This window comes from Agrobacterium sp. CCNWLW32 (assembly GCF_037083425.1).
GTDB classification, from domain to species: Bacteria; Pseudomonadota; Alphaproteobacteria; order Rhizobiales; family Rhizobiaceae; genus Agrobacterium; species Agrobacterium radiobacter.
On sequence record NZ_JBAOJM010000001.1, the window covers coordinates 266,453 to 284,552 of the forward strand.

Consider the following 18,100-nt stretch of genomic DNA (forward strand, 5'->3'; position numbering starts at 1 on the left):
TTATCGCCAATGTCCTCTATCTACGATTGGTCTACGACAGAGGCCAACAACGCTACCGCTGATTCTGGTATCAACTGGCAGGAAGGGCAACTACCAAGCACAGTGAACAATTCTGCGCGCTACATGATGCGGCGTGGTAAGGAGTTACTGAACGATATCGGCGCGGTAGCAACGGCGTCAGGTACGGCAAATGCATTGACGCTGACGGCTAGCAGCCCTTTTCCGGCGTATCAAAAGGGCATCCGTCTACTCTTCAAGGCTAGCGCCACCAATACCGGTAATGCGACATTGAACGTCAACGCTGTGGGTGCAAAGAGCATTGTATATCTTAACTCTGGCGCAGAATTGCCCATTGGCTCCGGGTTTATTTCATCAGGCGGAATTTACGAAGTCGTCTACGATCCTGCCCTTGCCGGAGGATCTGGAGCATGGGTTCTCCTTAACCCGCAAATGACATCCGGCGCAGCCCAACAGGGTCACCTATACGGGTTAGTGTTATCCAACAATTCTGGAGATGCGGCAAACGATATAGATATTGCCGCCGGGAACGCTGCTTCAGATGCAAGCCCATATCATCTGATGGTCCTTGCATCATCGCTGACAAAGCGCCTTGACGCAGCATGGGCTGTCGGAACCGGCAATGGCGGCCTAGACACTGGATCGATCGGCAACAACACCTACCACGTCTGGCTCATCCAGCGCTCGGATACTGGTGTCGTTGACGCGCTCTTTTCGCTGTCGGCCACCGCGCCCACGATGCCCTCCAACTACGACCGCAAGCGCCGCATCGGATCGATCATCAGGTCTGGCGGAACGATCCTCGGATTTTCCCAGAACGGCGATACCTTCATTCTCAACGTGGGGGTTACTGATCGCTCGTCGGCCTTGGCGCAAGCCTCAACGCTCCTCGCGCTTACTGTGCCGACTGGTATCGTTGTGCAGCCGATTATGCTTTCAACACAGGCCCAAAATGCAGTCGGGAACATCCAGACACAATTTTCGAATGCCGGTGGAGGGTTGGGAACATACGTCACGACGGTTGCTTCTCAAGAAATCGGTATTGCCTACATCAACGGCGGAATTTTCACAGATACGTCTGCGCGAATACAGTTCGCGGTCGTCATTATTGGCGGATCCTTGACGTCCAACAGCCTTACCACCCGAGGCTGGATAGACGGACGCGGACGAAGCTAAGGCCATTTTCAAAATAACCCAACACCTTGCACCACCTGATTAGGAGGCTGAACACCCATGAGTGAAGTTTGGTTTGATGACGGCGTAGATTTCAGCCCCAGAAATCTTATAACCAGGCAAAATGTAGGGGATATCAGCGGGACCATAAACGTTGATGTGGTTTACCCTGGGATTGTTCCAGCGAACGCCAAAAGTCTCATTTTAACTGTTGAACGTGGATTTTTGAGCATTCCAACGCTGGGGACCGGCTGCGTCTCTCTTCGAGTAATGCCAAGCCGGTGGAATCTGTCCCGCGTGTTGGACCGCGCCAAAACGCAGGAATGGATTGTTGGAAGCATGGGCATCGATGTCATCGCCCAAGACGTTCGTATGCCCATAACGACCGGCCGCCGCGATTTCTTCTACGCTCTCCAGAGCACATGCCCGGCAGAGGCCAACAAGATGATGATCATCGACTGTTGGGGCTACACCATTTAACTCGGGTAGAACCTGCGGTCGTCATTGTCAAATGCAGCCACAAGATCAGAATAGCTTGAGAATTTCTCAGCCCAGCCGCTCTCTTCGAATAGGCGTTCCAATCCTTCATCGACAGAGAAAATCGGCTCTAATCTATCCCTGAAGGTCAACAGCACATTTGCCGCCGAGTCCGGTTGCCCTATCATCGCGAACATTGCGGCTAGCTTCAAAAGCTTCTCTGGTGAATATCGTTCCGCTCTCTTTTTCTGAGCGGAATATGCCAAATCGCGTAAATACACGGCGTCCCCTTGAAGCGGACGGCCTGACACGCTTTGAGCGGGGAACGGAAGAGCATAGGGCGACGGCAGCGCAGCCAGAGAATATGTTCTCTTGGTGAAGTCGTAGAGATCAAACCCGCATTCTCTGAGGAACCGATCGGTGTTGTGGAAGGAGTGTTCATCTGGGCTTCCCGATCCAATCCAGTTCACCTCCATGCAGACGCCGATAACCTGATGCGTTGAGAAGGTGGTTTTCAGGGATTCGATCACATCAAAATCGGGGCCGTCGATATCGATCTTTACGAAGTCTATTGAAGACAGCCCCTTTTCCTTGAAGAAGGACGGAAGGTGAATTTCGCGCTTTGACATCTCCGTGAGGTGCCAGTCGTTTGCCGCAGTTTTCTCCTCCGATGATGCCGCCAGCCGTCGCTCTTGCGTAAGTTTTAGGGTGCGGTAGACGGCAAGTCTGTACCATGGGTTCCGGCCTGCTGGCTTCCGGCGGTTCTTCCCTACAATTGCGCCGTCAAAATATCTAATGTGTTCCGGGGAAGATGCGTTCAGGCGAGCAACCTCCTGGATATTCACATCAAACCCCCAGACGTGGAGTTTGTCACCGAAAGAGTTCCAGTTCGGGTGGGCGCCTCCTGAGCATCCGATATCAACAAGAGTGAAATTGTCGATGAAGTGAGAGACAAATTCGGCAAACTTCGACGTTCTTATAAGCTCCATCATTCTCCCCCTCGAGCGCTGTTAAGCGCTCCACTTAGATGGGAGCGATACTGTAGATTGCAACTTGGCCGGTCAAGGTGATTCAGCGATCCCGGCGCAACACAATCAGGACATTCCCATGCTCATCCGCAACTGGCGACGCGTGCTTCTGCGCGCCTCATCCCTTTGGGCTGTCTACATAGCGACGGCTCTCCAGATCGCTGAGAACGCCGTTCCGTATGTGGCCGACTACCTGCCGTGGTGGGTGCCGGTCGCTGTTCTGGTTCTCGCTCCCCTTTTCCGAATTATCTCCCAAGGAGGCCTCGATGCCGATCAACAGGATTAAGCCCACCAATCGGGCCAAGGCTGCGATTGCGGCCGTCGTCGCCGTTTCGGTTGGCGGCTTTGCTACCATCTTCGGCGGCTATCGTGTCCCTGACGACGTGGCTCTTGCTGTGAAGATCATCCAGCCGTGGGAAGGCCGCTCGCTCGTTGCTTACTATGACCGGCTGGCCAAACCTCCAGTCTGGACGATTTGCGACGGCGACACGAATGGGGTCAAGCAGGGAATGGTTGAGACTGAGGCAGGGTGCGACAAGCGTCTGGCCGTCAAGCTGGTTGAGGATTACCGGGCCGCCTTGGTGGAATGCACGGGAGATTGGAACCATCGTCCGCTTGCGTGGCGCGCCGCGATGCTCGCTCTGGCATGGAACATCGGGACCGGTTCGACAAAGAACAAGAAGGGCGCTTGCGGGTCGTCTGCCTTCATCTTGGCAAAGGTAGGCAAATATCGCGAGAGCTGCGAGGCGGCGACGGCATGGAACAAGGCTGGAGGCAAGGTTCTCCGTGGCCTCGTGCTCCGCCGCGAGATGGGGGACGAGAACCGCATTGGCGAAGCTGAACTTTGCGTAAGCGGCCTATGAGCGTTCTGAGCTACATCTACATGGCGGTCGGCGCGCTGGCGATGCTGGCGCTCGCTCACCTCTACAACGTGACGATAGACAATCCCTCTGTCCGTCGTCAGGCGCTGTCCGGCTACGTGCAGCAGTCGGAACGTGATGCGCTTCAGGCTCAGCTTAACAAGGAACGCTCTCTGCGTGAAGCGGCCGATCAATCCCTAGCCGCTGCCACGAAACGCGCTGACGAGGCGATGAAGGCAAAGCAGGCAGCAGAAGCAGAGATCGACCGGCTGGCCGAAGATGCCGCCAAGGACGCCAATCTCTCCCGCCCTAACGAAAGCGACAAGAAATGGCTATCCGAGCGCTAATCCTTATCGCCGCAATAGCGCTGACCGGATGCCAGAGTGACAAAGAGCGCCTCAAGGTTGCATCCGTCGTCAAGGGCGAGACTGCCGCACGTCAGCCGGTTCTCGTTCTCCCTGCCGCCTGCACCGCGCTTATAGAGCGCGTGAAGCTCCGAGACGAGCCGTGGGTGATCCATTCGTGGCGCTGGAACGTCGCCGCCGACAATCGCGACCAGTTGGCCAGAGACTGTCAGTCATGGGCCGATGACTACAATAGGAGAATTGCGCAATGATCGGTCTTGGACTTGGCCTGTCTCTCGGGTTGTCTCGTAAGCCGGGGAAGAGCCTGCGCGCCTTTAGCCCTTTGAAGACGAAGCTTGAAGGCGGGCAAGATGCGGTCCTGTTCGTCAACGGCGACAGCACCAGCTATTCCGACTATGGCCCATTCTACAAATTCGCCGTCGCGCTTGGTGATCTGCACGATTACACGGTGGTTATGAACCGCTGGGCGGAATGGGACAATGTTGCGGGTACGGCGACAGGTCCGAAGCAATACGCATCTTCCGCCACGCTCCGCACTGGCACGCGCGGCACGCTGACGGTCTATCTCGCTGCTCTTCCCGGTCAGGTGGCCGGTTGCATGTTCGATGGCACCCGCAAGCCTACCGCTATTGATGCGATCCCGACGCCGGATCTCTGCATTATCCACCACGGCCATAATATGCAGAGCTTCAACATCCCGAGCGGCACGAGCAACTATGCAACGGGTGTCGGCCTGTTCCTTGGCCCCATTGGCATGACCGAACTTCAGTGGCCCAACGTCCCGCAACTCATCACCACGCAAAATCCTTGGCGCGACGATAACGGCTACAACAAGGTGTACCAGGCTATCCTGCTGGCCTATGCAGGTCACTCCACAATGACGCTGATTGACACCTACGCGCAGTTTATCGCGCGGGGTAAGGCATCATCACTCTACCGGGATAACGTGCACCCCAGCGACACTTCCGGGAACAGTACCGGCGCACAGCTTATATCTGACACTCTATTCTCCGCCTACCAGTCATCCAAACCCGCAGCCTATACGACGCCAGCGTGGCCTTTAATCTCAGCTACAAACCTGATCGACAACGGCGATTTCGCCACATGGACAGAACCTTCGCCGCCGACTGGATGGACGCTTCAAGGCTCTGGCACGGCATGTGCGAAGGACACGACGACCAAATACGGCGCTGCGGCCTATTCGATGGCCCTCACGCCAAGCACTTCGATCGTTGGGCAGAACACCTTTCTACAGAAATATCTCTCCAGCACTGAAATGGGGAGGATTGCCGGAAAGACCGTCACCGTCGCCATGCTCGTTCGTGGACGGTCAACCCAGCCGCGCGCTTATGCCAGTTTCGGCGTCCCTGATTTCTCGAATGCTATTAAGACCTACGTCATGGGCGATCTGCTCAACTGCAAGGACGGATGGATGTGGCTTGTCGCGAGCGGCATTCCCGTGGTCAACGATGCTGCTGCTACGTGGAAGTATCTTCGCATCTACCCGGCCTTCGATGTCACCAACCCGACCAATACCGATCCGATCAACATCCAGAAGGTGCTGATCACTGACGGAATCCCACCCAAAGGCGTAATTGCCTAACGCTCATCGGAAAAGGAACCAGCATGACGACCGCAGAAAAGAAATCTGAAATCGTTTCCAACGGCGTAGATGCCCAAGCCCTGCTTGATAAGTATCTCGCCAAGTCCTATCGCGCCGGCATTCGATATGCGCAGGTCATCGAGGAGGCGGTGAAGAACGGTTTTTTCGTCAACCCGCTGGAAGCGAAGCGCATGCTTGCACAGGCACGGTCGCTGTCTGGCAAGATTGCAGATGCTGCAGAACTGGCCGCCGTGCTGCACCTGTCTGGCACGCAGCTGGCCAAGGACAATGATGTTGATCTTGGGTCCGTCTCGTCGGTCGGCGGCGTTGACTTCATTCGGCGCGATACCGGCATGATCACTCCGTTCGGGGGCGGTCGATAAGATGCAGTGGTATCACCTGACCATTCTCGCCATCGCCGCTGTTGCGTTTCTCGCATCAAGGGGGACGCCTCGCGCTTCGCTATGGATTGCCGCAGTCGTTGCGGCATATCTGGGGCCAGTGCTTTACATCCATGCGCCCCGGCCCGAGTGGCTCGGATGGTATCCGCCTGAGGCTGGCGTATCCTTCCTGTTTGACGGGCTGGTTTACTTCGTCATCACCCACAAGCATGAGGAGGCATGGGAGAAGCGTGGCCTTGGCACGATCTTCATGGTTGCCGCCACAATCGACCTGCTTCAATGTTTCGGCGTCCTCACAGGCCACCCGCCGCCGCTCTCATCCGCCATGTACGGGTCGATCCTCGAAATCTTCAATGTGTTGGCTTTGCTGCTGATCGGTGGAATCGGCATCGGGGATATGATCAGAGATGGCGGACTTGATATTTCTCGCTCTTATCGCCGCTATCTGGGTTCGGTTATGCACGTTGCCCACGCGAAAACGCACGCGACGAAACCGTTCAGGAAAGTGATGTAATGGTGGACCCCGACGATTACCGATACATCGGGGCTTTCCTCGGCGCGGCGTCCGGTCTGCTGTTTGTGAAGCCCAAGAGCATCCTTGATGCGGTGATGCGATTCGCCTTTTCTTTCATCGCAGCATCGATCCTGTATTTCGTGGTTCTCGACTATATGGCATGGGAAAAGGACGTCGACCACGTCGTAGCGGCCGCATGGATCACCGGTTTTGCAAGCTGGCCTATCGCTGGCTTCCTGATCCAGAAGGCCAAGAAGCAGTTCGGGTGATTTACGTTGAAGCAGGCTCTTCAGAAAGATTGAGGCAAACGACGTTAAAATTCGTATGTCCTGTGGCCTCAGCGTATTCTGTTGCCTCTTTTGCGCTGCTCCACATCGTGGCCATGAAGATATGGGGGGTTGGCACAGGATATCCGGAAGAATGGTCTATTTCCAGATAGCTCCCACCAACCTTGATCGCATACCATGGGCTTGCTGAAATAGCCTCAAGGCACCTAATCGATGCTTGGTAGCAATGGCTACACCTGAGAACAGGCTTATCAAATCCAAGAACATGATGTGCCTTTTCGCTAACGGTTGGCAAAAATTGCATAGATGTCTCCTGTGTTTAGAACATTGTGAGATTCCGGTGTGCCAAATTTGTGTCGTATGTGCCAACGCGTACCGGAATCGTTCTGCTTTTACCTGCAAGGATAGCGAGGCAGCGCAAAGCGAATATTTTGCGAAAAATCGCACAAAGCCCTTGATCCTGCGATGGTTTGCCCGTATCAGGCGCTTACCGGAGAGGTGGCCGAGTGGTCGAAGGCGCTCCCCTGCTAAGGGAGTATACGTCAAAAGCGTATCGTGGGTTCGAATCCCATCCTCTCCGCCACTTTGGCACAGACCGGAAACTTCAGCCCTACATATCCCTCAGCTCCAAATCATAGCCGACCCGCGCTTCGTGCTTCGGTGCGCGACAGCCATGTCGACCTCGCACCATGAAGCCGCAGACGTCCGCGCTCTTCAGGTTTCGATTATGGAAGAAACGAGCGAATCAAGAGACTTGGCGGTGTCGACTTCAATATCGTACCGGCAGTATCGTAACCAGCGCTGAGCAAGCGCGTCGAATCGTTGCGCGAGGAATCGGTGGCAAACGGCATGGTTTTCTATCCTTTCTCCATGAGCGCCGTGGCGGCATGTCAGGTTAAGGGGTATGAGGAAGCAAAAATTTCCATCATCCTTGCCCAGCAAGGCAAGGCTTCGCCGAAAAGGCCGGTAGTTTAGAAAGACCTTGTTAACCTCGCTAACTAACGGATTTTCAAGCAATTTCTTAACGCATGGTAAAGCTGTCTGCCGGCCGGGTGCGCACTGTGTGTTGTTTCCGCAACAAACCGAAATGAAGCATATACGTAAATGCTATTTATCGGATGTTGGCGATTGCAAGCGGCGAAACCTTTTGTATTTTCACCACCAGAAGCGAGGCGGTGGATCGTTTGGCTTCTAAGAACACGGGAATGGGGCAGGGAATGCTGTCCTTCAGCGAAAGTACCCAGACCCACTTAAAAACTTTGACTGGAGGTCAACCATGAACATCAAGAGCCTTCTCATCGGCTCCGCTGCGGCTCTCGCAGCAGTATCCGGCGCTCACGCTGCCGACGCTATCGTCGCTGCTGAGCCTGAGCCCCTGGAATACGTTCGCGTTTGCGACGCTTTCGGCACCGGCTTCTTCTACATCCCCGGCACCGAAACCTGCCTGAAGTTCCAGGGCTACGTTCGTTTCCAGACCGACTTCGGTCGTGACAAGTCCGGCACCTCTGACTGGGATTCGTTCACGCGCGCTCAGTTCGAAGTTGACACCCGCACCGACACCGAGCTCGGCGCTCTGCGTGGCTTCATCGGCTTCCGCGGCAATGCTGACAACGGTTCTGCTTCTTCTTCGAGCGTTTTCGTTGACCAGGCCTTCATCGAACTCGGCGGCCTGAAGGTCGGTAAGTTCTACAGCTGGTGGGACGATGGCCTTTCTGGCGAAACGGACGAGCTGTCTTCCAACGCTCTGTTCAACTCCATTCGTTACACCTACGACGCTGGCTCCTTCTGGGCAGGCGCTTCGGTTGACGAACTCGAAGGCATCAACGTTCAGGGCTTCAATGAATCTGACAACAACGTTGGTATCGCTCTCGGCGTTGGCGCCAAGCTCGGTGCAGCTTCGCTCCAGCTCATCGGCGGCTACGACGTTGACCGTGAAAACGGCTCTGTACGTCTGATCGCAACGGCTGACGTTGGTCCGGGTACGCTCGGCCTGGCTGGTGTTTGGGCTTCTGGCGCAAACGCTTACTACAACGTCTCCGAGTGGGCAGTTGCTGCTGAATACGCAATCAAGGCAACCGACAAGCTGACGATCACCCCCGGCGTTCAGTACTACGGCAACTACGGCCTGGTTTCCTGGGACGACTTCTCGAACGACGACGGCTGGAAGGCTGGTCTGACGCTCGACTACAAGATCACTCAGGGCCTCTCCACGAAGATCGCTGTTAACTACGTCGACATCGACAACCGTGACGACCAGGTTACCGGTTTCGTTCGCCTTCAGCGTTCGTTCTAATCTGATCTGACATTGTCAGTGATGGAAGCCCGGCTCTCGAGCCGGGCTTTTTTGCGTTATGGCGATCTTAGAGTGTGGATGATCAATTGATGATATCGTTTCGACCACACTTATGCGCGTTGCCGAATAGGGTTCATCGTGATCCAGATTCGCCGAATCACCTTGTGCTCGTCACAGATAGCAACGCCAGATCAATCGGAATTGCGGGCGGCCAGATTGCAAGATGAACGATTCTGCGACGTGGCAGATCAACTTTTGGACAATTTCCTGCGTCCTGATTATGGCCAGGCTCTCTAAAGGCATTTCACTTGCTTTTGGATGAATGTTGGATTCATCAGCTAAGCATCTGAAATAGATTGGAAATTAACTATTCGGTAATGAATCTGGTGAGGCAGGTTAGAATTGTAGCTATTTCGCAACAATGAAAAACTAAGGACACCTTACTGTCTTCCTTTCGTCATGATTACGATTGCCGATCCGTCCGGTTTTGGCTCTAATCAGCTTCATAAGCGGCACGCATTTCTGAGTGCTTTCCCACCCGCTGCTTAGAAGATTAAGCGTTTGACTGGAGGTCAACCATGAACATCAAGAGCCTTCTCATCGGCTCCGCTGCAGCTCTCGCAGCAGTATCCGGCGCACAGGCCGCTGACGCTATCGTCGCTGCCGAGCCCGAGCCCCTGGAATACGTTCGCGTCTGCGACGCTTTCGGCACCGGCTTCTTCTACATCCCCGGCACCGAAACCTGCCTGAAGTTTGGCGGTTACATCCGTTTCCAGACCAATTTCGGCCGTAACCAGTCTGGCACGTCCGACTGGGATTCGTTCACCCGCGCTCAGTTCGAAGTTGACACCCGCACCGACACCGAGCTCGGCGCTCTGCGTGGCTTCATCGGCTTCCGCGGCAATGCTGACAACGGTTCTGCTTCTTCTTCGAGCGTTTTCGTTGACCAGGCCTTCATCGAACTCGGCGGCCTGAAGGTCGGTAAGTTCTACAGCTGGTGGGATGACGATCTGAACGGTGAAACCGACATTCTGTCGACCAACACCCTGTTCAACTCGATCAAGTACACCTATGACGCTGGTTCTTTCCAGGCTGCGCTCTCGGTTGACGAACTGGAAGGCCAGTACGGCCAGTTCCAGTACGGCGCTGACAACAACGTCGGTATCGGCGGCATGATCGGCGGCAAGTTCGGCGCTGTTACGGCTAACCTGATCGCCAGCTACGACTTCGACGCAGAAAACGTTGCTATCCGCGGCATGCTGTTCGCAGATATTGGTCCGGGCACCTTCGGTCTTGCTGGTGTATGGGCTTCTGGCGACAACGCTTACTACGCAAAGTCTGAATGGGCTGTTGCCGTTGAGTACGCGATCAAGGCAACCGATCGCCTGACGCTTACCCCCGGCTTCGAATACCTCGGTACGCTGGACGTCAACCCTGCTGACGGCGACTTCGTTGGCGACCGTGACGCTTGGACTGCTGGTCTGACGGTTGACTACAAGATCACCGAAGGTCTGGCCACCAAGATCACCGCTAACTACTACGACGAAGATGGTCGTGACGACGAAGTCACCGGCTTCGTTCGCCTTCAGCGCACGTTCTAATCTGATCTGACATTGTCAGTGATGGAAACCCCGGCAGAAACGCCGGGGTTTTTCGTTTGATGGCTTCCGGCGCTGAGAGGCGTTATTCAAACACGGAAAACAAAAAAGCACCGGGCGAACCGATGCTTGAATGTTTTAGAACGATCAGCGATTGGCGGAAGAATGCTGCCTTATCCCGCACGCCCATGGCGCAGATCATCGACAATATCGGCCTGTTGCCCCAGCCGCGTCTTGTAGACCTGATAATTCTCCATCACCCGCTGCACGTAATTGCGCGTTTCGGGGAAGGGGATGCGTTCGATCCAGTCGACCACCTCGTCGATCGGCTTGCCGCGCGGGTCGCCATATCGCGAGATCCATTCCGGCACGCGTTTCGGTCCGGCATTATAGGCGATGAAGGTGAGGATGTAGGATCCACCGAAGCTGTCGATCTGTTCACCGAGATAATGCGCGCCGAGCGTGGCGTTGTAGCCCGCATCGCTGGTCAGCATCGCCTGCGTGTAGGGCAGGCCGTGGCGGCCGGCCACGCCCTTGGCGGTTCCGGGCAGCAGCTGCAGCAGGCCGCGGGCATTGGCGGCGGAGACGGCGGCGGGATTGAAAGCGCTTTCCTGCCGGGCAATCGCATAGGCGAGCGCCTTGCCGGAGCCGGCAATATTGGCGCTGGCGGGAATGACGCCGAGCGGATAGGCGAGCGCTGCCGCATCGATGCCGCGGCTGAAGGCCGTCTTGCCGATCTGCAGCGAGACCTGGTGATTGCCGTTGCCCTCAGCCCTTGCCGCCAGAATGGCAAGCTCGCCGGGACTGTCGAGCTGTTCCGCAAGCGACCGATAAAGGCTGTCGGCACGCCAGCCGTAACCGGCCGCCTCCAGCCGGTCGATGGCGCGTACGGCTTCGCGGCCGGCGAAACGTTCGCGGTCGCTGCTGCTGGGGCTCGGATAGGTGACGTTTAATGTTTTTGCGCCGATTCGCGCGGCGGCGAGCTGGCCGTAAAACGTGCCGGGGTGAGCGGCTGCCTTGGTGAAGAAGTCGCGGGCGTCGCCCGGTCCACCGGCTTCCGCCGCCCGACCTAGCCAATAATAGGCGCGCGACGCCGAAAGCGGCCGGTTCGAGGTCTGAAGCAGCGTGTTGAAGTGACGCGAAGCCGTCGCCGGGTCGCGCAGCGCCCTCAGCGCGTACCAGCCGGCATGGAACTCCGCATCGGCGGTATCGACCGCCGAGGTGGCAGAATGATTGGCGACAATGCGATAGGCCTCGGCGAAATCACCGAGATCGGCGATGCCTCGGGCGATGATGCGCCGCTCGTTCCACCATTCGCCGGCATTGACGAGCTTGGCGGCTTCCTTCGGCGCCTGCCGCAGAAGGGCTGCTGCTTCGGGGTATTTCTGCTGGTTGCGCAGGTTTTCCACCCGCGCGAAGAGATAAGCAGGGTCGCTGCGCCAGGAGGCGTCGACCTTGCCGAGGAGCGCGGTTGCGGTTGCGGATCGCTGCAGCACGGCCGCCCAGGCGTTGTAAAGCGACTGCGCCTTGCCGAGATCACCAAAACGCTTCGCCTGGCTGATGCGGCTGCGATACATCAGATAGTCCATGCGCGCTTTATGGTCGGCGGGCGTCAGATAGGCGGGAAACTCGGCAAGCACACGGTCTTCCATGTCCTTGTCCATGCCTTCGCTGACCCAGAGCTGGCGAATGAGACTCTGCGATTCCGCACCCTTGCCGGAGGAGGCGAGCGCCTTGGCGAACACCACGGTGCCTTCGGCGGTTTCCGGGCGGCTATTGCCGAAGGCGGCAAGCACCTGGGGTGCGGGCGGATCTTCGCGGTAAAGCGCTTTTTCGGAATTGGCGCGCAGCGTCGCCGCACCCGGCCAGCCGGAGAGCTCGCGCTGGGCAGCGGCAATTTCGGCGGAAGCGACGTCCTTCTGGCCGGAAACGGCAATAGCCCAGGTGAGGATATGGCGGTCAAGGCTGCCGGTCGGCATGGTGTTGCGCAGCGCAATCGCGCGGGCCGCATCACGGCTCGAAAGCGCGTCGAGACCCGCCTTCAACTGGCTTGTATCATCGGCGCGGTTGAGGCGCGGTATGGCGCCGGTGATCTCGGGCGAGGCCGGCATGAAGGCCGGAACAGCAGGTGCATTCGGCTTGACATAGGGAAGCGGCGCCGCACCTTCCGGCAGCGGCCCGGCCAGTGCGTTCCAAACGGTTGCGGCAAGGCCCGCCGCCATCAATCCCCAGACTGTCTTTTTCATGCCGCTCTTCATCGTGTAACGGATTTGTCGACTTTCTTGTAATATCGCTTCATTGCAGCGGGATTGCCGAAAACGGTCTGATGTCCCGCACCGGAATCTTGGGATTTCAGCCTTAATGAAATCTTAATTCCCGCCCCGCAATTCAATCAACTTTTATTCACCTGCCCGCGAGCGACGTCTCTTTTCGGTGCCGGTCTTTTGCGCTTGCCGATCACGGTCGGGAGACTGTCACACTTCCGACAATTTCGGACAAAATACGCTGCCTTTGCGCTTGTCGGCGCCAAGGGCTGGCTCTAATGTGTGCCGGTTTTAACCATCGAATGCGGCCGAAGCATGAACCGGCTCGGCGCCAGGAGCTTTGCATGTTCAAGGGATCAATTCCCGCCCTCATTACCCCGTTCACGGACAATGGCGCCGTGGACGAACAGGCATTTGCCGCCCATGTGGAATGGCAGATCGCCGAAGGCAGCAACGGACTTGTGCCCGTGGGCACGACGGGGGAATCTCCAACCCTCTCCCACGACGAGCACAAACGTGTCGTCGAGCTGTGCATCGAGGTAGCGGCGAAACGGGTTCCGGTCATTGCGGGCGCTGGCTCCAACAATACCGATGAGGCGATCGAGCTTGCGCTGCACGCGCAGGAAGCCGGTGCGGATGCGCTGCTGGTGGTGACGCCTTATTACAACAAACCGACCCAGAAGGGCCTGTTCGCCCATTTTTCCGCCGTGGCAGAAGCGGTGAAGCTGCCGATCGTCATCTACAATATCCCGCCGCGCTCGGTGGTGGATATGTCGCCGGAAACCATGGGCGCCTTGGTCAAGGCGCATAAGAACATCGTCGGTGTGAAGGATGCGACGGGCAAGATCGATCGCGTTTCCGAACAGCGTATTTCCTGCGGCAAGGATTTTATCCAGCTTTCGGGTGAGGATGGTACGGCGCTCGGTTTCAACGCCCATGGCGGCGTCGGCTGCATTTCTGTCTCCGCCAATGTCGCGCCGCGCCTCTGTTCGGAATTCCAGGCGGCGATGCTCGCGGGTGATTACGCCAAGGCGCTGGAATATCAGGATCGCCTGATGCCGCTGCACAAGGCCATCTTCATGGAGCCCGGCGTCTGCGGCACCAAATATGCGCTGTCGAAGACCCGCGGCGGCAATCGCCGGGTCCGTTCGCCCTTGATGAGCACGCTGGAACCGGCCACGGAAGCGGCCATCGATGCGGCGCTGAAGCATGCCGGCCTGATGAACTGAGACACGCCTGAAAACCTAAAAGGCGCGCCATGGACCGCTTCGAAACAGAAGCCGTTCGGCGCGCCTTTTCTTTTTGCGACGACAACATTAAATAGAGGTTCGAAAACCGCTCTCGGCGGTAAGCCGAAGGCGCAATAAGAAAAACAAGGGATTGAAATATCATGGCCCCCAAAGGCAGCCAGCGCGTGGTGAACAAGATCGTTGCGGAAAACCGCAAGGCCCGTTTCAACTACGAAATCATCGATACCTATGAAGCAGGGCTCGTGCTGACCGGCACCGAGGTCAAGTCGCTGCGCGAAGGCAAGGCGAATATCGCCGAATCCTACGCGTCGGACGAGGGCGATGAAATCTGGCTCATCAATTCCCACCTGCCGGAATATCTGCAGGCCAACCGCTTCAACCATGAGCCGCGCCGCCGCCGCAAGCTGCTTTTGAGCAAGCGTGAGATCAACCGCCTGCGCGCCGGTATCAACCGCGAAGGCATGACGCTGGTACCCTTGAAGGTCTATTTCAACGAAAAGGGCCGCGCGAAGCTGGAACTGGCGCTCGCCAAGGGCAAGAAGCTGCACGACAAGCGCGAGACCGAGAAGGAACGCGACTGGAACCGGCAGAAGTCGCGCTTGCTGAAGGGTGGTAACGCCTGAGCGGCAATAAATTTTGCCGGGCAGGGGGCTTGCTGCCTTTCACCGCTTGTTCCTCCGTCATGCCGGACTTGATCCGGCATCCAGTCACGGCGCGTCTGCGCCGTGGAAAGAGTTCTTTCAGCCCAAGGACTTGGACTGGCTGGATCCCGGCTCAAGGCCGGGATGACGGGAGTGTGTTGCGCGCCGGGCCCCGTTACGCCGCCTTGTAAGTCCGCTCCACATGAGCTTTCGTTGCCGAGACGCTGAACCGGCTGACGAGCGCCGCCAGATTGGCGCTGACATCGCTCAGATTGTGCGTGGCCGCATTGGTTTCTTCCACCATCGCCGCATTCTTCTGGGTCAGATTATCCATGCTGTTGATGGCGGCGCTGATTTCCTGAATGCCGACGGATTGCTCCTGCGCAGCCTTGGTCAGCGAGGCAATGTGTTCCTGAATATGATCCACCTTGTTGCCGATCGTATTCAAGGATTCGCCTGTCTTGTTGACCAGCGAGACGCCCTGCATCACATCCGCGGAGGATTTGGAGATCAGGGTCTTGATTTCCTTTGCGGCGTTGGCTGAACGCTGCGCCAGTTCGCGCACTTCCTGAGCAACGACGGCGAAACCCTTGCCAGCCTCGCCGGCGCGCGCGGCTTCCACGCCGGCATTCAGCGCCAGAAGATTGGTCTGGAACGAAATCTCGTCAATGACGGAGATGATCTGGGTGATCTTCTGCGATGAGTCCTCGATGGCCCCCATCGCCTTCACCGCTTCCGTCACCACATCGCGCGAGCGTGCCGCTTCGACGGCCGAGCTTTCGACGATGGCCTTGGCCTCTTCGGAACGCTGCGCCGACAATTTGGAAATGGTGGTGATTTCCTCGACGGCGGCGGCGGTTTCCTCAAGGGCGGCCGCCTGCTGCTCCGTCCGGCGGGCCATGTCGTCGGTCGCTGACGTCAGTTCGCGCGTATTGCCGGAAATCTTGTTCGCTTCCTCGACGATCTGCGCAAATGCGCCGGAGAGATTGCCGACGGCGGCGTTGAAATTGGCGATCAGTCCCTGGAATTGCGGTGCGGTCTTTTCACCGATGCTGGAGGTGAGGTCGCCATTGGCCAGCCTGTCGAGGGCGCTGTTGAGCAGTGCGAGAACATGCTCCTGCTCCTTCTTCATCTGCGCCTGTTCGGCCTCCACCTTGTGCCGCTCGGCGGCAAGCACGTCGAGATAGACGGAGATCGAATAATCCATGTCGAGAAGCGCGGCCTTGATGGTGGCGGACAGGGCGTCCTTCACCTTCCGGGCCTTCTTTTCCATGAAGAGGCCCTTCAACTCGGACTCGATCAGGGCCTTTACGATGCCATCGAGCATCAGCGCATAGCCGCCGATGTACCATCGCGGCTCCAGCCCGAGCCTTGCATGGGTGCGGCCGATAGCCGTCACGGCATCGGTATAATCCGCGTTGAATGTGCCGGAGGCGATCCTTGCCCAGTGTTTGAGCTGCATGGCCTTGGCGTGCTGTACATGCGCGTCGTTCGCGAAGAACTTCGCGGTCTCCGGCACCGAGCGGACCTTCGCATAAAAACGATCGAGAGAGGCGTCGAGAGAGCCGGTGATGACGCCCTTCATGTTTGAAAGATTTTGCCGCTCACCGTGGCCAAGCCCCAGAAAATTCAGTCTTTCATCGAGTTGTCGGTCGGTTTTTTCTTGGCCATGCATGTCTAGTCATCCTGATCTGGCGCCCAATTCACGTCTCTGGCGCCGTTGCGTGATTTAGACACGTCTAAAATTAACCAAGATATAATTTCGACTGGCTGAATTTGATGTTTGTTAATTCTAAAAGGAATTTTGTCCTGCTGGAGACGCTTGAAACAAAAACGCGCCCGTCTTTTGGACGGACGCGTTTTTGCAATATCAGCGGTACAAAAACCGAATCAGACGGTCTCTGGACCTTCGGCGTGACGAACGGGGCGCTCGTTCGGGTCGCGCCCGATTTCGGCCTTCAGCGTCATCAGATCGATGAAGTGATCGGCCTGGCGGCGCAGATCGTCGGCGATCATGGCGGGCTGGGTGGCCATGGTGGAAACCACGGAAACCTTGCGGCCCTTGCGCTGCAGCGCATCCACCAGCGTGGTGAAATCGCCGTCGCCGGAAAACAGCACCAGGTGATCGACGGTCTCGGACTGCTCCATGGCGTCGACTGCCAGTTCGATGTCCATATTGCCCTTGATCTTGCGGCGGCCGAGTGCGTCGGTGAATTCCTTGGCGGGCTTGGTGACGACCTTGTAGCCGTTATAATCCAGCCAGTCGATCAGCGGGCGGATCGAGGAATATTCCTGATCTTCGATAAGAGCGGTGTAATAATAGGCGCGCAGCAGATAGCCACGCTTCTGAAACGCCTTCAGAAGCTTGCGATAGTCAATATCGAACCCCAGGCTTTTCGATGCTGCATAAAGATTGGCTCCGTCTATGAAGAGCGCAATTTTCTCCCGTGGATCGAACATTCCATCCCATTCCTTTTTTTTGGAAAGGCCATTATCTGGCTTTTATTTCCGGTCGCTAACGCAAAAAATCATGTCGTATCAACGAATTTTGCGCATCGCCGTTGCGTTTTAAGTAAGCTACCTTCCCCCGTATTCCAAGACAATTCTTCTAGACATTTTGTTCATCAGACGCCAAACATGGCGGATAAGTTGCCAAAAGACGCCAAATACAGGAAAAACTTGAATTCCGCGGCCAATGGCTGTATCGGAAGCTGGAAAGCTTCGTCACGAGAAATCTTGAGTGTTTTTCGCAAGGCGCGAGGCGCAGATTCAATAGGTTAGGGCACAGCCGGTGCATCGCTAATATCGCACGGCGCTCTGATCCACGACATTACGACCCACAAAGGACAGGCAATGGCCCGCGTCACAGTAGAAGATTGCATTGATAAAGTAGACAACCGTTTCGAGCTGGTGCTTCTCGCTAGCCACCGTGCGCGCCAGATTTCGCAGGGCTCTTCCATCACGGTTGACCGCGATAACGACAAGAACCCTGTCGTTGCGCTGCGCGAAATCGCTGATGAGACGCTGTCTCCCGACGATCTCAAGGAAGACCTCATCCATTCGCTGCAGAAGCATGTGGAAGTGGACGAGCCCGAGCCCGATCCGGTCACGCTCGCCGCCTCCGCTATTGCTGATGGCGAAGACGACGACCAGCCGGAAACCGTCACTTTCGACCAGATGTCGGAAGAAGAACTGCTGGCCGGTATCGAAGGCCTTGTGCCGCCGGAAAAAAATGACGATTATTGATCTGACTTTATGACGCCATTGGCAGGCGGTGGTTACCGTCTGTCAATAGTTGCCGTCATAATCTGATCCCTATTGATGCAGC

Annotated in this window: 20 protein-coding genes and 1 tRNA gene; 16 read left to right on the forward strand and 5 right to left on the reverse strand. The window is 56.9% G+C overall.

The genetic code is table 11. The features are described from left to right. Window positions 1-9: 9 nt before the first annotated feature. Both V6R85_RS01505 and V6R85_RS01510 read left to right on the forward strand, forming a co-directional pair. Window positions 10-1,194, forward strand: coding sequence for a hypothetical protein (locus V6R85_RS01505; RefSeq protein WP_336376994.1), 1,185 nt, complete (start codon window positions 10-12; stop codon window positions 1,192-1,194). A 57-nt stretch (window positions 1,195-1,251) separates the two neighbouring features. Next, window positions 1,252-1,671, forward strand: a complete 420-nt coding sequence (locus tag V6R85_RS01510; RefSeq protein ID WP_336376995.1) for a hypothetical protein — start codon at window positions 1,252-1,254, stop codon at window positions 1,669-1,671. On the opposite strand, the gene V6R85_RS01515 is transcribed toward V6R85_RS01510, so the two are convergent. Then, entirely contained in the window at window positions 1,668-2,660 is a 993-nt protein-coding gene (locus V6R85_RS01515; RefSeq protein ID WP_336376996.1) for an FkbM family methyltransferase, read from the reverse strand. The two genes, V6R85_RS01510 and V6R85_RS01515, sit on opposite strands and share 4 nt — an antisense overlap. Window positions 2,661-2,775: 115 nt before the next feature. Between V6R85_RS01515 and V6R85_RS01520 the strand changes: the two genes are divergently transcribed. Genes V6R85_RS01520 through V6R85_RS01555 form a run of 8 tightly spaced genes read left to right on the forward strand, consistent with a single transcriptional unit; the run spans window position 2,776 to window position 6,708 of the window. Further along, the gene (locus tag V6R85_RS01520; protein WP_336376997.1) at window positions 2,776-2,982 is read left to right on the forward strand and encodes a DUF7940 domain-containing protein; all 207 of its coding nucleotides are present in this window, start codon (window positions 2,776-2,778) and stop codon (window positions 2,980-2,982) included. Next, the gene (locus V6R85_RS01525) at window positions 2,963-3,559 is read left to right on the forward strand and encodes a lysozyme (RefSeq protein ID WP_336376998.1); all 597 of its coding nucleotides are present in this window, start codon (window positions 2,963-2,965) and stop codon (window positions 3,557-3,559) included. Before V6R85_RS01520 ends, V6R85_RS01525 begins: the two co-directional genes overlap by 20 nt. Then, window positions 3,556-3,903, forward strand: a complete 348-nt coding sequence (locus V6R85_RS01530; RefSeq protein ID WP_336376999.1) for a hypothetical protein — start codon at window positions 3,556-3,558, stop codon at window positions 3,901-3,903. The genes V6R85_RS01525 and V6R85_RS01530 overlap by 4 nt, the downstream gene beginning before the upstream one ends. Next, a complete protein-coding gene (locus V6R85_RS01535) occupies window positions 3,885-4,172 on the forward strand; it encodes a hypothetical protein (RefSeq protein ID WP_336377000.1) in 288 nt (95 codons plus the stop codon). Before V6R85_RS01530 ends, V6R85_RS01535 begins: the two co-directional genes overlap by 19 nt. Continuing rightward, the gene (locus V6R85_RS01540) at window positions 4,169-5,524 is read left to right on the forward strand and encodes an SGNH/GDSL hydrolase family protein (RefSeq protein ID WP_336377001.1); all 1,356 of its coding nucleotides are present in this window, start codon (window positions 4,169-4,171) and stop codon (window positions 5,522-5,524) included. The genes V6R85_RS01535 and V6R85_RS01540 overlap by 4 nt, the downstream gene beginning before the upstream one ends. 23 nt (window positions 5,525-5,547) lie before the next feature. Then, complete coding sequence (locus V6R85_RS01545; protein ID WP_112212749.1) at window positions 5,548-5,907, forward strand: hypothetical protein; 360 nt, start codon at window positions 5,548-5,550, stop codon at window positions 5,905-5,907. Between the two features lies 1 nt (window position 5,908). Further along, window positions 5,909-6,439 (forward strand): hypothetical protein, encoded by a 531-nt coding sequence (locus V6R85_RS01550; protein WP_336377002.1) that lies wholly within the window; start codon window positions 5,909-5,911, stop codon window positions 6,437-6,439. Then, on the forward strand, window positions 6,439-6,708 hold the full coding sequence (locus tag V6R85_RS01555) for a hypothetical protein (RefSeq protein ID WP_112212747.1): 270 nt from the start codon (window positions 6,439-6,441) through the stop codon (window positions 6,706-6,708). Before V6R85_RS01550 ends, V6R85_RS01555 begins: the two co-directional genes overlap by 1 nt. Window position 6,709: 1 nt before the next feature. Here the strand turns inward: V6R85_RS01555 and V6R85_RS01560 are convergent, their stop codons facing one another. Beyond that, window positions 6,710-7,030: a hypothetical protein gene (locus V6R85_RS01560; RefSeq protein ID WP_336377003.1), complete on the reverse strand. Its 321-nt coding sequence runs from the start codon at window positions 7,028-7,030 to the stop codon at window positions 6,710-6,712. 188 nt (window positions 7,031-7,218) lie between these two features. Here V6R85_RS01560 and V6R85_RS01565 point away from each other — a divergent pair. The 3 genes from V6R85_RS01565 to V6R85_RS01575 all read left to right on the forward strand — a co-directional run bounded on the left by V6R85_RS01565 (window position 7,219) and on the right by V6R85_RS01575 (window position 10,620). Then, window positions 7,219-7,309: transfer RNA gene (locus tag V6R85_RS01565), tRNA-Ser, on the forward strand. A 693-nt stretch (window positions 7,310-8,002) separates the two neighbouring features. Next, window positions 8,003-9,019, forward strand: coding sequence for a porin (locus V6R85_RS01570; RefSeq protein WP_111834262.1), 1,017 nt, complete (start codon window positions 8,003-8,005; stop codon window positions 9,017-9,019). Window positions 9,020-9,597: 578 nt separating this feature from the next. Further along, on the forward strand, window positions 9,598-10,620 hold the full coding sequence (locus V6R85_RS01575) for a porin (RefSeq protein WP_111797561.1): 1,023 nt from the start codon (window positions 9,598-9,600) through the stop codon (window positions 10,618-10,620). A 170-nt stretch (window positions 10,621-10,790) separates the two neighbouring features. Here V6R85_RS01575 and V6R85_RS01580 read toward each other — a convergent pair whose 3' ends face one another. Further along, entirely contained in the window at window positions 10,791-12,863 is a 2,073-nt protein-coding gene (locus V6R85_RS01580; protein WP_162694563.1) for a lytic transglycosylase domain-containing protein, read from the reverse strand. Between the two features lie 362 nt (window positions 12,864-13,225). Between V6R85_RS01580 and dapA the strand changes: the two genes are divergently transcribed. Together dapA and smpB are read left to right on the forward strand one after the other, a co-directional pair. Then, complete coding sequence (dapA, locus tag V6R85_RS01585; RefSeq protein WP_003509960.1) at window positions 13,226-14,110, forward strand: 4-hydroxy-tetrahydrodipicolinate synthase; 885 nt, start codon at window positions 13,226-13,228, stop codon at window positions 14,108-14,110. A gap of 161 nt (window positions 14,111-14,271) precedes the next feature. Further along, window positions 14,272-14,754 (forward strand): SsrA-binding protein SmpB, encoded by a 483-nt coding sequence (gene smpB / locus V6R85_RS01590; protein ID WP_003509959.1) that lies wholly within the window; start codon window positions 14,272-14,274, stop codon window positions 14,752-14,754. A gap of 193 nt (window positions 14,755-14,947) precedes the next feature. On the opposite strand, the gene V6R85_RS01595 is transcribed toward smpB, so the two are convergent. Then, window positions 14,948-16,447, reverse strand: a complete 1,500-nt coding sequence (locus tag V6R85_RS01595; protein ID WP_111834263.1) for a methyl-accepting chemotaxis protein — start codon at window positions 16,445-16,447, stop codon at window positions 14,948-14,950. A 215-nt stretch (window positions 16,448-16,662) separates the two neighbouring features. Beyond that, a complete protein-coding gene (locus tag V6R85_RS01600) occupies window positions 16,663-17,232 on the reverse strand; it encodes a LabA-like NYN domain-containing protein (protein WP_003509957.1) in 570 nt (189 codons plus the stop codon). 393 nt (window positions 17,233-17,625) lie between these two features. On the opposite strand from V6R85_RS01600, the gene rpoZ reads away from it, so the two are divergent. Next, window positions 17,626-18,018, forward strand: a complete 393-nt coding sequence (gene rpoZ, locus V6R85_RS01605; RefSeq protein WP_020009554.1) for a DNA-directed RNA polymerase subunit omega — start codon at window positions 17,626-17,628, stop codon at window positions 18,016-18,018. Window positions 18,019-18,100 lie beyond the last annotated feature (82 nt).

Excerpts from the sequence above, each read along its gene's own strand:
- V6R85_RS01505 (WP_336376994.1), top strand. The coding sequence starts at position 10 with ATGTCCTCTATCTACGATTGGTCTACGACAGAGGCCAACAACGCTACC.
- V6R85_RS01510 (WP_336376995.1), top strand. The coding sequence starts at position 1,252 with ATGAGTGAAGTTTGGTTTGATGACGGCGTAGATTTCAGCCCCAGAAAT.
- V6R85_RS01515 (WP_336376996.1), bottom strand. The coding sequence starts at position 2,660 with ATGATGGAGCTTATAAGAACGTCGAAGTTTGCCGAATTTGTCTCTCAC.
- V6R85_RS01520 (WP_336376997.1), top strand. The coding sequence starts at position 2,776 with ATGCTCATCCGCAACTGGCGACGCGTGCTTCTGCGCGCCTCATCCCTT.
- V6R85_RS01525 (WP_336376998.1), top strand. The coding sequence starts at position 2,963 with ATGCCGATCAACAGGATTAAGCCCACCAATCGGGCCAAGGCTGCGATT.
- V6R85_RS01530 (WP_336376999.1), top strand. The coding sequence starts at position 3,556 with ATGAGCGTTCTGAGCTACATCTACATGGCGGTCGGCGCGCTGGCGATG.
- V6R85_RS01535 (WP_336377000.1), top strand. The coding sequence starts at position 3,885 with ATGGCTATCCGAGCGCTAATCCTTATCGCCGCAATAGCGCTGACCGGA.
- V6R85_RS01540 (WP_336377001.1), top strand. The coding sequence starts at position 4,169 with ATGATCGGTCTTGGACTTGGCCTGTCTCTCGGGTTGTCTCGTAAGCCG.
- V6R85_RS01545 (WP_112212749.1), top strand. The coding sequence starts at position 5,548 with ATGACGACCGCAGAAAAGAAATCTGAAATCGTTTCCAACGGCGTAGAT.
- V6R85_RS01550 (WP_336377002.1), top strand. The coding sequence starts at position 5,909 with ATGCAGTGGTATCACCTGACCATTCTCGCCATCGCCGCTGTTGCGTTT.
- V6R85_RS01555 (WP_112212747.1), top strand. The coding sequence starts at position 6,439 with ATGGTGGACCCCGACGATTACCGATACATCGGGGCTTTCCTCGGCGCG.
- V6R85_RS01560 (WP_336377003.1), bottom strand. The coding sequence starts at position 7,030 with ATGCAATTTTTGCCAACCGTTAGCGAAAAGGCACATCATGTTCTTGGA.
- V6R85_RS01570 (WP_111834262.1), top strand. The coding sequence starts at position 8,003 with ATGAACATCAAGAGCCTTCTCATCGGCTCCGCTGCGGCTCTCGCAGCA.
- V6R85_RS01575 (WP_111797561.1), top strand. The coding sequence starts at position 9,598 with ATGAACATCAAGAGCCTTCTCATCGGCTCCGCTGCAGCTCTCGCAGCA.
- V6R85_RS01580 (WP_162694563.1), bottom strand. The coding sequence starts at position 12,863 with ATGAAAAAGACAGTCTGGGGATTGATGGCGGCGGGCCTTGCCGCAACC.
- dapA (WP_003509960.1), top strand. The coding sequence starts at position 13,226 with ATGTTCAAGGGATCAATTCCCGCCCTCATTACCCCGTTCACGGACAAT.
- smpB (WP_003509959.1), top strand. The coding sequence starts at position 14,272 with ATGGCCCCCAAAGGCAGCCAGCGCGTGGTGAACAAGATCGTTGCGGAA.
- V6R85_RS01595 (WP_111834263.1), bottom strand. The coding sequence starts at position 16,447 with ATGCATGGCCAAGAAAAAACCGACCGACAACTCGATGAAAGACTGAAT.
- V6R85_RS01600 (WP_003509957.1), bottom strand. The coding sequence starts at position 17,232 with ATGTTCGATCCACGGGAGAAAATTGCGCTCTTCATAGACGGAGCCAAT.
- rpoZ (WP_020009554.1), top strand. The coding sequence starts at position 17,626 with ATGGCCCGCGTCACAGTAGAAGATTGCATTGATAAAGTAGACAACCGT.